The sequence below is a fragment of the uncultured Pontibacter sp. genome (genome assembly GCF_947499215.1).
In the GTDB taxonomy this organism is placed as follows: domain Bacteria; phylum Bacteroidota; class Bacteroidia; order Cytophagales; family Hymenobacteraceae; genus Pontibacter.
This window is the reverse complement of sequence record NZ_CANMNI010000002.1, coordinates 950,954-962,999: the sequence shown is the minus strand read 5'-3', so window position 1 is coordinate 962,999 and position 12,046 is coordinate 950,954. Positions and strand designations below refer to the sequence as shown.

Here is a 12,046-nt window from a genome sequence, read left to right as displayed (position 1 = left end):
CTACAGATGTAGGGCACGCTCCGTTTATGGTGTGTTATAACTAGTCGATATTGTTCGCTAAAAGCTTCACGGCAGGCAGTTGCTCCAACTCAGCGATGATTACCTTCTCAGGGTATGGCGTTAATCTCTCAGGCACGCACATCAGGTTAAGGGTATTCATGTCTCCGGCAAAAAAGTTGAGGTCGATGGCCGCGTTAACACCGGGCATTTTGCCGGTGTCAGTATACTGCCAGAACAGCCACTTGTCCTCTTGGTTAATTTCAGGCTCAATAGTATTGTAGCGGGCAATCCAGAAATGGTAATCCTTAAAATGCCCCTGCAGCCAACGGCGGTAGAAATTCTGATTGGTATAGATAATGGGTTTCACGCCGTAATGCTTTGTAATGGCCTCCAGCCAGATATGCATATTTTTCCTCATTTCGGCGCCGGAGGTATGCTTCTCTATTACTTCTACATCCAGCACCGGAGGCAAGTCGCCGGCCTGAAGCTCTACTGTACTGATGAAAAGATCGATTTGGCCCTGCACCGGGGCGGCAGGTATAAAGAAGTGGTAAGCGCCACGCTTGATGCCCACACGCTTTGTTTCCTCCCAGTTACGGCCGAAGTATGGGTCCAGCCGGTAATCGTCCTGCGTAGCCTTTACAAACGCAAACGAAACATCCGCTCCCTTTACCTGATCCCAATCCACTTCTTTCTGCCACTTTGATACGTCAATGCCCTTCAGACTGGAAGAAGTAATGAGTGTAGTTTTAGTGGTCGCACCCGTGCTTCTGGCATTGGCATTCGTGTTTTTTGCATTATCGGAATTTCCGGAAGAACCTCCCGTAAACATAAGCAAAAGCAATAAGTTGGAATAGGCCATTTTTTGGATGACCATAAAAAGTAAAGAAAACATCATAAAGGCTGGTTAATCGGAAATCCAAACTAAGAAGAAGAAGCGATAGTTACAATTTTTCGAGACGAAATATTTTGCAGCATAAATAGAAATTTTTGAATATGCTATACAACATGCTCCCAATAAAGACCGTTCAAAAGTGGCAGCGATTTGGCAAGATAACTGCATTGCAGGATGGGTCTATTATGCTTAAATTAGCCCGATGATATTAAGAGCAGAACATCTATATAAGAAATATAAATCGCGCATGGTCGTAAACGACGTGAGCGTGGAAGTGAACCAAGGCGAGATTGTGGGTTTGCTGGGGCCAAATGGTGCCGGTAAAACGACATCCTTCTACATGATCGTGGGACTGGTGAAGCCAAACGAAGGAAGGATATTCCTCGACAATGAGGATATTACGGATCTGCCGATGTACCAGCGGGCTAAGCGTGGTGTAGGCTACTTGGCGCAGGAAGCCTCTGTGTTTCGCCAGCTGACGGTAGAGGAGAACATCCTAGCCCCGCTCGAAATGACTGACCGGCCCAAGAAAGAGCAGTTGGAGAAAGTAGAGGAACTGCTGGAGGAGTTTTCGCTCACGCACGTGCGCAAAAACAAAGGCATCGTGCTATCTGGTGGGGAACGCCGCCGCACCGAGATCGCCCGCGCCTTGGCCGTAGATCCCAAATTCGTGCTGCTCGACGAACCCTTCGCTGGTGTAGACCCTATTGCCGTGGAAGAGATTCAGAGTATCGTAGCCAAACTCAAGAGCAAGAACATCGGCATCCTGATCACCGACCACAACGTAAACGAGACCCTTTCCATCACCGACCGCGCCTACCTGTTGTTTGAAGGCAAAATTCTGAAGTCAGGCACCGCCGAAGAACTCGCGGCCGACGAACAAGTACGCCGCGTATACCTTGGCAAGCACTTCGAATTAAAACGCAAGATCTGAACAGTTAGCAATTATCAGTAAACAATTGTACAACTTTCAGCTGTCTATTCCGATAGGTATAGCTTATCGCGAGCGATTATGGACAGCAACAACCTTTATAAAAAGTGCTATGCTTTTGCTATTAGGATCGTAAAGGCACATCAACACTTGAGTACAGAGAAAAGAGAATTTACACTTTCAAAACAGCTTTTGCGCAGTGGTACATCCATTGGGGCTGATGTGGCAGAAGCCAACGGTGGAATATCTGTCGCAGACTTCTCATCAAAAATATCATTAGCTTATAAAGAGAGTCTGGAAACAAAGTACTGGCTAAGCTTATTAAGAGACACTAATTATCTGGAAGCTCCGGTTGCCGAAAGTATGTTAATTGACGCCGATGAACTTAGTAAGATTTTATTCTCTATATTGAAGTCTACAAGAATCAACTCTAAAAGATAGTGGGAGGTAGAGGTAGAATCTATTTACTGTTTATTGTTAACTGTTAACTGCAAAAGTGGAAATTATTAATTCTATTGTGACGTGGGTAATGAAGAAGCGGATTCATGACATTGATCTGTTTCGGAAGTACCCGCATGAAGTGCAGAACGAGCTGTTTCAGAACCTGATCAGCACGGCCAAGGGGACGGAGTTCGGGAAGAAGTATGGCTTTAGCGATATAAAGTCGGTGAAAGCCTTTCAGGAGCGAGTGCCTGTTACCACTTATGAAGATCTATACCCATACATTGAGCGGGTGATGAAGGGCGAACAGAATATTCTGTGGCCTAGCAAAATTGAGTGGTTTGCCAAGTCCTCGGGCACTACCAACGCCCGCAGTAAGTTTATACCTGTCAGCCCGGAGTCACTGGAAGACTGCCACTACAAGGGTGGCAAAGACATGCTTTCGCTCTACGTCAACAACTACCCAGATACCAAGCTTTTCACAGGCAAGGGGCTCTCTATAGGAGGTACCCACCATCCGAACGAATTTAACGCCAAGACCTCATGTGGCGACGTATCGGCAGTGATCATGCAGAATCTGCCTATCTGGGCCGAGGCTATGCGAACTCCGCCGCTCAAGGTGGCCCTCATGGACAAGTGGGAGGAGAAGATCGAGAAGATGGTGGAGGTGACCGTACCCGAGAACGTGACCAGTCTGAGCGGTGTGCCAACATGGACTTATGTGCTACTCAAGCGTATTCTGGAAGTGACCGGCAAGAAGAACATATTAGAGGTATGGCCTAACTTGGAGCTCTTCACGCATGGGGCCGTGGCATTCGGTCCGTACCGGCAGCTGTTCAAGGAAATCATCCCTTCCGCTCAGATGCACTACCTAGAGGTATACAATGCCTCTGAGGGCTTCTTTGGGATACAGGACCAGCGGGACACCGAAGACGAAATGCTGCTCATGCTGGACTATGGGGTGTATTACGAGTTTATCCCGATAGACCAGTTCGAAGAAGAAAACCCCAAAACGCTCACGCTTGATCAGGTGGAACTGGGTAAGAATTATGCCATTGTCATCTCCACCAACGCGGGCCTATGGCGCTATAAAATCGGTGATACGGTACGCTTCACCAACCTCAGCCCATACCGCATTAAAATATCCGGCCGTACGAAGCACTTCATCAATGCCTTTGGTGAGGAGGTGATCGTGGAGAATGCCGAAGAGGCTATTACCAAGGCCTGCGAAGCCACTGGCGCGATCATCTCAAACTTTACGGCTGCACCTGTGTACATGGAGAGCGGCAAGCGTGGCGGGCACGAATGGCTGATTGAGTTCGAAAAGGCGCCTGACAACCTGCCTCGCTTCACCCAAGTGCTAGACGAAACCCTACGTGAAATCAACTCCGACTACGACGCCAAGCGCCAGAACGACATCGCCCTGCAAAAACCCATCGTGCATGCCGCCCCCAAAGGCACCTTCATGAACTGGCTCAGCAAAAAAGGAAAGCTGGGCGGTCAGCATAAAGTGCCGAGGCTCAGCAATACCAGAGAGTATTTGGAGGAGATTATGAATCTGGTGGAGAGTTAAAAGTGTGATTTCTCTCTGTAGGTCATTTCGGTCCTTTGCGAGAAATCTGGAGTGGTTAGCAGTTAATATTTCGGATTTCTCACTAGTGTTAGAAAATACAATAAAAATGCCCGACAGTTCATACCTGTCGGGCATTTTTATTGTAAAGCCATACTTAAGGTATAGCGGTGTAGCTTTCCCAATTACTCATTCATCAATCCTGCTTTACTCCAAAAAACTACTCATAAAACCACCTTCCTTCTTTGCATTCTCCCCACGAGGCACCAAGGCTTCGATCAGTTTCTTCACTGGCATGGATTGTAGCCATACCTTGCCGGTGCCGCGCAGTGTGGCCAGAAAGATGCCTTCGCCACCAAAGATCATAGACTTGAGTCCGCCGGCACGCTGAATACTGAAGTCTATACCTTGCTCAAAGGCCACCACACAGCCTGTATCCACGCGCAGGGTTTCATTATTGAGCTCTTTCTCTACAATGGTGCCACCCGCGTGCAGGAAGGCCAAGCCGTCTCCTGAGAGCCGCTGCAGAATGAATCCTTCTCCACCGAACAGGCCGGAGCCCAACTTCTGGTTAAAGTGCATAGCTAGTTTCGTACCCAAAGCCGCTGCCAGAAAAGCATCCTTCTGCGCAATAAGCGTGTTGCCGCTAAGTTGTTGCAGGTCAAGCGGAAGGATGGTGCCGGGGTAGGGGGCCGAGAAAGCCACACGGCTCTTGCCATAGCCTCGGTGCGTAAAGTGCGTCATAAACAGTGACTCACCCGTGATCAGGCGGCTGCCAGCTGATACTAACTTACCCAAGAAGCCTTGGCTGGGATTGGAGCCGTCGCCCATTTTGGTCTGGAAGTCGATGCCTTCTTCCATGTATACCATGGCGCCGGCTTCGGCTATCACGGTTTCATTGGGGTCGAGCTCGATTTCAAGTACCTGTATGTCGTTACCGAATATACGGAAGTCGATTTCGTGTGCGTTTCTCATAGTTTTTAGGACTTTATGTTCAGACAGACAATATAGCGATTTATCTAATCCTCTTCATCGTCTTCATCCTCATCTTTGCCTTTTTTGCGGCGGGCTTTGGGCAGGTCCTTGTCGTCTTCGTCATCAGAAACGGAACTGGTGCCTTTCACGAAGTCCTCGTCGGTCTCTTCTACTTCTTCGCCCTCCTCTATATGAAACTCTTCTTCCTCTTTTTTTGCCTTCTCAGCGGCATCCCGCTTTACCAATTTTTTGTCCTCCACATTCTTGTTCAGAAACTCATTGATCTGGTCGATAGAGTAGTTCGACATGATCTCGCCCTGCTGGTTTACCTTGATCTCAAAACCCTCGAGGTCTTTGTGCACCCGCGTTTTCTTTTTGGAGCTTTTGTTCTCTTTTTTATTCTTAGCCATGGTCTGGTCCTTTTGTTCTCACTGAAGTATAAGGCGAAACGGCTAAATAGTTACAGGCAGGTATAGCGGACAGGTATAAAAAAAGCGGCTACTCCTTTCGGAATAGCCGCTCTTGCTAGGTATACGATGTAGCCTAGGCCGTTACATACTGGCTCAAGGCACTGATGGCTGCGTCTATGCGGTTCTGAGTTTCCTCGCGGCCGATCACCTCAATGATCTGCATCAGGTCAGGGCCAGCCTCGGCACCGGTCACAGCCAGACGAAGCGCCTGCATCACCATACCGATTTTCATGCCGTGGCGCTCCAGAATGCTTACCAGAAGGTCCTTCACCGTGTCGGCGTTGAAGTCGCTCAGAGTAGAGAGCTCATTGCGGAAGTCGGTGAAAACGGCCACAGACTGGCTGTTCCACTTCTTGGAAGCCACTTTCTCGCTATACTCGGTAGGAGCCACGAAGAAGTAAGCAGCCTCGCGCCAGAACTCCTGCGGGAAGCTCACACGCTCTTTCATCAGGCCGGCAATCTTCTCGGCTTTCTCAGGAGAACAAGTGATGTTGTGCTCTTCCAGCGCCTTCAATAGGTAACCTGCTAGCTCCGCGTCTGGCTTAGCGCGCAGATATTGCTCGTTGAACCAGCGGGCTTTCTGTATGTCGAAACGTGTACCGGACTTGCCGATACGCTCAATCGTGAATTCATTAGCCAGCTCTTCCATGGAGAAAATCTCCTGCTGCGTGCCCGGGTTCCAGCCCAAGAAGGCGAGAAAGTTAATGAATGCCTCCGGAATGTAGCCCGCCTCTCGATAACCCGAAGATATTTCGCCTGAGAATGGGTCTTGCCAACGCAGTGGGAACACCGGGAAGCCCAGCTTGTCGCCGTCGCGCTTGCTCAGTTTGCCGTTGCCGTCTGGCTTGAGCAAAAGCGGCAGATGCGCGAACTCTGGCATGGTGTCTTCCCAACCCAAGTAGCGGTATAGCAACACGTGCAGCGGCGCAGATGGCAACCACTCCTCGCCACGAATCACGTGCGTGATCTGCATCAGGTGGTCGTCCACGATGTTGGCTAGGTGGTAGGTTGGCATACCGTCCGACTTCATGAGTACTTTATCGTCGATGGCAGAAGAGTGTACCATTACCCAGCCGCGGATCAGGTCCTTCAAACGCACTTCCTCTTTGCGCGGCACTTTCAAGCGGATCACGTACGGGTCGCCTGACTCCAGACGGCGTTTTACTTCATCCTCCGGCAGCGTGAGCGAGTTTTTCATCGTCATGCGGGTGATGGAGTTATACTGTGGTGTGGCTACTTTGGCAGCCTTCAGGCGCTCGCGCATTTCGTCCAGTTCCTCGGCCGTATCAAATGCGTAGTAGGCATGGCCGCTCTCGATCAGCTGCATGGCGTACTGCATGTACATCGGCTTGCGCTCCGACTGGCGGTAGGGGGCATAAGGGCCACCGTTCCATGGGCTTTCGTCCAGCTCAATGCCGCACCACTCCAGCGACTCGCGGATGTAATCTTCAGCGCCGGGCACAAAACGGTTCTGGTCCGTGTCCTCGATGCGCAGGATCATTTTGCCGCCGGTTTTCTTGGCCAGCAAAAAGTTGTAAAGGGCCGTGCGAACACCGCCGATATGGAGAGGCCCTGTCGGGCTTGGGGCAAAGCGTACTCTAACTTCTCTTTCCATGTATGGTTATTTCAAAAAGGCATTGCTAATTAAGGCACAAAGGTACAAAATAAATTCTCGTTTCAGTAAGGACTTGCTTTCTGTGATACTTGCCTGTACCAAGGAACTACATAAACATAACCTGAAAATTGCGTATCAGTTTAAATAGTGTCACACACTGCTCCATGCCCCGTACTACACTCATAAAGATATGGTGCCTGCTCAAGGAGGCCGGCCTTGAATTTATAGAAAATAACTCCTTCCAGAAGGGGGCTGCACTGGCATACTACACCATTTTCGCGTTGCCGCCCATCCTGCTTATCATCATCAATGCCACAGGGTACTTTTATGGAGAACAGGCCGTCTCGGGCGAGATCTATTACCAGATAAGAGAGCTGATCGGTTCGGAGGGGGCCTTCGCAGTGCAGCGCATGGTGGAGAATATCAATGAAATCACGGACTTTAATCTAGCCACCATCATCATTGTATTCACCTTGTTTATCGCGGCTACGGGAGTGTTTGTGTCGCTGCAGGATTCACTCAACGAGGTGTGGTATGTAAGGCCTGCCCCTAAACGTGGTTACCTGAAGCTGATTCTCGACCGTTTCCTATCCTTCGGTATGATTCTGGTTATCGCCATTCTGCTCATTGTATCGTTACTGGCCAACACGATCTTGGTAGCCATCGGCGATTTCTTAGCGGCCCGGCTGGCTAGTTGGTTTGTGTATGTGCTGCGGGGTGTTAACTTGGTGTCAGGCTTCGTGCTGATGACTTTTATGTTTGCCAGCATCTACCGTTTCCTGCCCGACGCCAAAATCAAGTGGCGCGACGTGTGGGTCGGGGCCGTAGTGACTTCTGTGCTGTTTGCCCTCGGTCGGGAAATCATCGGCTTATACCTCGGTACGAGCAATATCACCTCCATCTACGGTGCGGCGGGCTCGGTCATTGTCATCTTGCTGTGGGTCTTCTATACCTCCCAGATCATCTTTTTCGGGGCAGTGTTCACATTCGTGTATTCCCGTAAGTATGGTTTCAACATTTATCCGGCAGAGTATGCCGTGCGCTTTATTCGGCAGGAAATAGAAGTGGGCCACACGGCCGTGAACGCCGAGCCGGGTAAGTTTACGAAGGATATTTATGGAGAAGAGGAAGCGAAAGAGGCGAAGGAGTCGGAGGAGGATAAGTCGCTGGGGGAGGGGATTTGAGGGGACGTATAACGGACTTGTACATAAGGAGAGCGAGGCGCAGCCGAAGCTTAGCTTATGTACTGGGTTAGGCAAAGCTGTTTATTAAGCTTTGAAAAGAATCACATTACCAATACAGGAATGATCAAAAGGGCATGGAGGGTATTTGAACATCATTATATTTTTCATTTGATGATATTCCAATGTGACTGTTTCTTGATAATCTATTGATCCTGATGGTATTAAATCATCAATTTCCTCCTCGTATGAATCAATGTCTTTACTTTTATCAGAATTGTAGAACTGTAGGTAAACCATGGTTAACTTATCTCCTTTAAGCTCATATTTGCCTGTAGCTCTTTGCCTAAATCCAACAACATCCCCAGATGAGTTGATTACCTTCTCATAACGGTCAAAACTGTTATCCGTCTTGAAACTGTATTCTCTCTTAAGTCTCAAAGCACCATAAGGACCGGCTTCTTGATACCATGTACCAATCAAGGCCCTGCTGGCGCTTGCGGAATTAGCTTCCGCAGCTATAATTTCTTCCTTTTTACAGGAAAGAAGAGCAAATAATAGTAATCCATACAGGATGTGGCTAAACTTTTTCATCTTTGAGTCTTTATTCTTTGACAATTACTGTTATGACCCCATCACTACCTAGTAGGTTGCATGTGCTTTTAAAGTTTTGCTTAACTTGTAGCTATACGGAATAAACATCCGGTTTTTCGTCATTTTTAACAGATAACCGGAACCGGATTACCGAATATACTATATATCCCTCAAACTATATCTACAGCCCCGCTATCAAAAGACGAGGCTGTAGATATAAATTTATAGATCAATAATTCTTATAAAGCCGCAATACAGGAAATCTCTACGTTTACATCCTTTGGCAGGCGGCTCACTTCCACAGTTTCGCGGGCAGGCGGATTGGATTTGAAATAGCTGCCGTATACCTCGTTGATGGCGCCGAAGTTGCTAAGGTCCTTCACGAAGATGGTGCACTTGAGTACATTGTCGAAGCCCATGCCAGCTTCCTGCAGGATGGCGGATAGGTTCTTCATGACTTGGTGCGTTTCCTCTTCAATGGTGCCGCTCACCAGTTCGCCGTTTTGTGGATCCAGCGGGATTTGTCCCGAAACATACATGATGCCGTTGTGAAGCGTTGCTTGGCTGTAAGGTCCGATAGCAGCTGGCGCGTTGGCCGACTTGATAATGGTATGGTTCATAGTCCGATTAGTTTTAATGTGTATCTTTACTGATCAAAAGTACAGAAATATGCACATACTTGTTTTGTCTGGCGATGAAATGGCCGCTGAGTTTCAACAGAAATTTCCGGAAGGAGCAAACGACAACACCTATACCTTTCTGCATAGCCGCCACCTCACCGACGCACAGTTGGGTCCCGATGATGTGGTTTTCGACTTCCTGCTGCACGAAGAGCCGGAGCGCCTGAGTGATTACGCACCGGGTCAGGTGGTGTTCTGCCAAGCCGTGACAAAGCAACTGGCAGCGCTGGTGCGTGAGTCAGGTTTGGACACATGCTGTACCTTGTTCGGCTTCAACGGCCTGCCGACGCTTTTCAACCGCCCCGTACTGGAGGTGAGTCTGTATAAACAAAGCGACACCCAGAAGCTGCACAGCATTTGTGAGCAACTCGGCACAGAGTACCAATTGGTAGAAGACCGCGCAGGTATGGCCACACCGCGCATTCTGTGCATGATCATCAATGAAGCCTGCTATACCTTACAGGAGGGCACCGCCTCAATTAAAGACATTGACTTAGGCATGAAACTCGGCACCAACTACCCGCACGGACCGTTCGAGTGGGCCAATGCCATCGGTATAGCCAATGTATACCAAGTGCTTGAAGCCATGCATGAAGACACTAAAGAAGAACGCTACAAAATTTGTCCGCTGCTCAAGACCAAGTATCTGAGAGGGGAGAAGTTTGAGGTCTAGGTTTTCTTGGATCTAGAATTATAGTAAACTCTCTAAAACAAAAAAAGGGGGGAAGCTATTTGGCTTCCCCCCTTTCTATTTTATGTCTAAGTTGATTACTCAACTGTTACAGACTTCGCCAAATTACGAGGCTGATCTACGTTACAGCCGCGCATTACCGCAATGTGGTAAGACAGCAACTGCAACGGAATAACTGACAGCAATGGCACTAAGTGCTCGCTCGTCTCCGGAATCTCGATCACGTGATCCGCCATAGACGGGATCGTCGTGTCACCTTCCGTCACAACCGCGATGATCTTGCCTTTGCGGGCTTTCACCTCCTGTATGTTCGATACGATCTTCTCATAAGAGCTGTCTTTCGTCGCGATTACAACCACTGGCATTTGCTCGTCGATCAAGGCGATCGGGCCGTGCTTCATTTCAGCGGCAGGGTAACCTTCGGCGTGGATATAAGAAATCTCTTTAAGCTTAAGGGCGCCTTCCAGTGCAACCGGGAAGTTGTAGCCACGGCCTAGATATAGGAAGTTCGTAGCATCTTTGTACTGCTCAGCAATTTTAATGATCTGGTCGTTCAGCTCCAATGCTCTCTCTACTTTGGCCGGAATGCTCTCCAACTCCACCATGAGTTGGTGCAGCTTAGTAGTTTCCAGTGTGCCGCGCTTGCTGCCCAGAATCATGGCGATTAGCGAAAGTACTGTTACCTGTGCGGTAAAGGCTTTTGTTGAAGCCACACCAATCTCAGGACCAGCGTGCGTATAAGCACCAGCATCGGTAGCACGGGCGATAGAAGAACCTACCACGTTGCAGATGCCGAAGATCGTGGCACCTTTCGACTTAGCAAGCTCCAATGCTGCCAATGTATCGGCTGTCTCGCCGGACTGCGAAATGGCCACTACGATGTCACGCTCGCTAATGATCGGGTTACGATAACGGAACTCTGACGCGTACTCCACTTCCACAGGTATGCGGGCGAGGTCTTCGATCAGGTATTCAGCTACAAGGCCAGCATGCCAAGAGGTTCCGCAAGCCACGATAAGGATACGGTCCGCATTCACGAATTTGTTTTCAAACTCACGGATGCCGCCCATCATCAGGTGGTTACTTTCTGCAATCATACGGCCGCGCATGCTGTCGAGGATAGAGCGTGGCTGCTCGAAAATCTCCTTCAGCATGAAGTGCGGATAACCGCCTTTCTCGATCGACTCCAGCGCCATTTCGAGGCGCTGCACGTAAGGTGTCTGCACCACGTCCTCTTTCGTACGGATCTCTAACTCACCGTTTTTGATCACCACCAGCTCGTAGTCGTTCACATAAACTACGTCGTTGGTATACTCAATGATAGGCGTGGCGTCAGAAGCAAGGAAGTACTCGCCTTCGCCTATACCTACCACCAGCGGGCTGCCTTTACGGGCGGCGATCAACTGGTTTTGGTCTTCTTTAGAAAGCACCACGATGGCGTAAGCACCCACCACTTCGTGCAGGGCCAGTCGCACTGCTTCAGCAAGTGAGCAGCCGCTGTTCTGCTTGATATCTTCGATCAGGTTAATAAACACTTCCGAGTCCGTTTCAGACTGGAAGGTATGGCCCTTCTCGATTAGAAGCTGCTTTAGAGCAGCGTAGTTTTCGATGATGCCGTTGTGGATGATCGCAATGTTTTTGGAGCTAGAGTAATGCGGGTGTGCATTTACATCGTTTGGCTCACCGTGGGTAGCCCATCGGGTATGCCCCATGCCGATGTGACCATGCACATCTTTATCTGCAATAAACTCTTCTAGGTCGCTTACCTTGCCTTTTCTTTTGAAGACGTTCAGGCCTCCGTTCATCAGAGCTATGCCTGCGCTGTCATAGCCTCTGTATTCAAGTCGTTTCAAGCCTTTTAAGACGATCGGGCAAGCGTCTCTATGCCCTACGTATGCTACAATTCCGCACATATGTATTTATGTTACATTAAAAAAATAAAGGGTACCTGCAAAGGTACCCTTTTCTTTAGAATGTATAAAATATCTGTAGATATTTGAGTG

Annotated in this window: 12 protein-coding genes; 5 read left to right on the top strand and 7 right to left on the bottom strand. The window is 49.0% G+C overall.

Annotated features, from left to right (window positions below; genetic code table 11):
* Positions 1 to 40: 40 nt before the first annotated feature.
* Positions 41 to 898: a GH25 family lysozyme gene (locus Q1A04_RS12370; protein ID WP_299706146.1), complete on the bottom strand. Its 858-nt coding sequence runs from the start codon at positions 896 to 898 to the stop codon at positions 41 to 43.
* Between the two features lie 199 nt (positions 899 to 1,097).
* On the opposite strand from Q1A04_RS12370, the gene lptB reads away from it, so the two are divergent.
* The 3 genes from lptB (at position 1,098) to Q1A04_RS12355 (ending at position 3,840) form a co-directional block, all read left to right on the top strand.
* Positions 1,098 to 1,829 carry an LPS export ABC transporter ATP-binding protein gene (lptB, locus tag Q1A04_RS12365; protein WP_299706144.1) on the top strand — a complete coding sequence of 244 codons (732 nt, stop codon included), beginning with the start codon at positions 1,098 to 1,100 and terminating at the stop codon, positions 1,827 to 1,829.
* Between the two features lie 78 nt (positions 1,830 to 1,907).
* Positions 1,908 to 2,267: a four helix bundle protein gene (locus tag Q1A04_RS12360; protein WP_299706141.1), complete on the top strand. Its 360-nt coding sequence runs from the start codon at positions 1,908 to 1,910 to the stop codon at positions 2,265 to 2,267.
* 88 nt (positions 2,268 to 2,355) lie between these two features.
* Positions 2,356 to 3,840: a GH3 auxin-responsive promoter family protein gene (locus Q1A04_RS12355; RefSeq protein ID WP_299707010.1), complete on the top strand. Its 1,485-nt coding sequence runs from the start codon at positions 2,356 to 2,358 to the stop codon at positions 3,838 to 3,840.
* Positions 3,841 to 4,044: 204 nt separating this feature from the next.
* On the opposite strand, the gene Q1A04_RS12350 is transcribed toward Q1A04_RS12355, so the two are convergent.
* From Q1A04_RS12350 to gltX, 3 genes are all read right to left on the bottom strand, one after another.
* Positions 4,045 to 4,812: a TIGR00266 family protein gene (locus tag Q1A04_RS12350; RefSeq protein WP_299706138.1), complete on the bottom strand. Its 768-nt coding sequence runs from the start codon at positions 4,810 to 4,812 to the stop codon at positions 4,045 to 4,047.
* Positions 4,813 to 4,856: 44 nt separating this feature from the next.
* The gene (locus Q1A04_RS12345; protein WP_299706135.1) at positions 4,857 to 5,222 is read right to left on the bottom strand and encodes a hypothetical protein; all 366 of its coding nucleotides are present in this window, start codon (positions 5,220 to 5,222) and stop codon (positions 4,857 to 4,859) included.
* A 133-nt stretch (positions 5,223 to 5,355) separates the two neighbouring features.
* Positions 5,356 to 6,897 carry a glutamate--tRNA ligase gene (gene gltX / locus Q1A04_RS12340; RefSeq protein ID WP_299706132.1) on the bottom strand — a complete coding sequence of 514 codons (1,542 nt, stop codon included), beginning with the start codon at positions 6,895 to 6,897 and terminating at the stop codon, positions 5,356 to 5,358.
* A 164-nt stretch (positions 6,898 to 7,061) separates the two neighbouring features.
* Between gltX and Q1A04_RS12335 the strand changes: the two genes are divergently transcribed.
* A complete protein-coding gene (locus Q1A04_RS12335) occupies positions 7,062 to 8,081 on the top strand; it encodes a YihY/virulence factor BrkB family protein (protein ID WP_299706129.1) in 1,020 nt (339 codons plus the stop codon).
* Between the two features lie 84 nt (positions 8,082 to 8,165).
* Here the strand turns inward: Q1A04_RS12335 and Q1A04_RS12330 are convergent, their stop codons facing one another.
* Together Q1A04_RS12330 and Q1A04_RS12325 are read right to left on the bottom strand one after the other, a co-directional pair.
* Positions 8,166 to 8,672, bottom strand: a complete 507-nt coding sequence (locus tag Q1A04_RS12330) for a hypothetical protein (protein WP_299706127.1) — start codon at positions 8,670 to 8,672, stop codon at positions 8,166 to 8,168.
* Between the two features lie 239 nt (positions 8,673 to 8,911).
* On the bottom strand, positions 8,912 to 9,292 hold the full coding sequence (locus Q1A04_RS12325) for a RidA family protein (protein WP_299706125.1): 381 nt from the start codon (positions 9,290 to 9,292) through the stop codon (positions 8,912 to 8,914).
* Positions 9,293 to 9,341: 49 nt separating this feature from the next.
* Between Q1A04_RS12325 and Q1A04_RS12320 the strand changes: the two genes are divergently transcribed.
* Positions 9,342 to 10,025, top strand: a complete 684-nt coding sequence (locus tag Q1A04_RS12320) for a 3-hydroxyacyl-CoA dehydrogenase family protein (RefSeq protein WP_299706123.1) — start codon at positions 9,342 to 9,344, stop codon at positions 10,023 to 10,025.
* A gap of 95 nt (positions 10,026 to 10,120) precedes the next feature.
* On the opposite strand, the gene glmS is transcribed toward Q1A04_RS12320, so the two are convergent.
* Positions 10,121 to 11,956, bottom strand: coding sequence for a glutamine--fructose-6-phosphate transaminase (isomerizing) (gene glmS / locus Q1A04_RS12315; RefSeq protein WP_299706121.1), 1,836 nt, complete (start codon positions 11,954 to 11,956; stop codon positions 10,121 to 10,123).
* Positions 11,957 to 12,046 lie beyond the last annotated feature (90 nt).

Coding starts and splice junctions, on each gene's coding strand:
- lptB (WP_299706144.1), top strand. CDS start 1,098: ATGATATTAAGAGCAGAACATCTATATAAGAAATATAAATCGCGCATG.
- Q1A04_RS12360 (WP_299706141.1), top strand. CDS start 1,908: ATGGACAGCAACAACCTTTATAAAAAGTGCTATGCTTTTGCTATTAGG.
- Q1A04_RS12330 (WP_299706127.1), bottom strand. CDS start 8,672: ATGAAAAAGTTTAGCCACATCCTGTATGGATTACTATTATTTGCTCTT.
- Q1A04_RS12345 (WP_299706135.1), bottom strand. CDS start 5,222: ATGGCTAAGAATAAAAAAGAGAACAAAAGCTCCAAAAAGAAAACGCGG.
- Q1A04_RS12370 (WP_299706146.1), bottom strand. CDS start 898: ATGATGTTTTCTTTACTTTTTATGGTCATCCAAAAAATGGCCTATTCC.
- Q1A04_RS12355 (WP_299707010.1), top strand. CDS start 2,356: ATGAAGAAGCGGATTCATGACATTGATCTGTTTCGGAAGTACCCGCAT.
- Q1A04_RS12335 (WP_299706129.1), top strand. CDS start 7,062: ATGCCCCGTACTACACTCATAAAGATATGGTGCCTGCTCAAGGAGGCC.
- Q1A04_RS12325 (WP_299706125.1), bottom strand. CDS start 9,292: ATGAACCATACCATTATCAAGTCGGCCAACGCGCCAGCTGCTATCGGA.
- glmS (WP_299706121.1), bottom strand. CDS start 11,956: ATGTGCGGAATTGTAGCATACGTAGGGCATAGAGACGCTTGCCCGATC.
- gltX (WP_299706132.1), bottom strand. CDS start 6,897: ATGGAAAGAGAAGTTAGAGTACGCTTTGCCCCAAGCCCGACAGGGCCT.
- Q1A04_RS12320 (WP_299706123.1), top strand. CDS start 9,342: ATGCACATACTTGTTTTGTCTGGCGATGAAATGGCCGCTGAGTTTCAA.
- Q1A04_RS12350 (WP_299706138.1), bottom strand. CDS start 4,812: ATGAGAAACGCACACGAAATCGACTTCCGTATATTCGGTAACGACATA.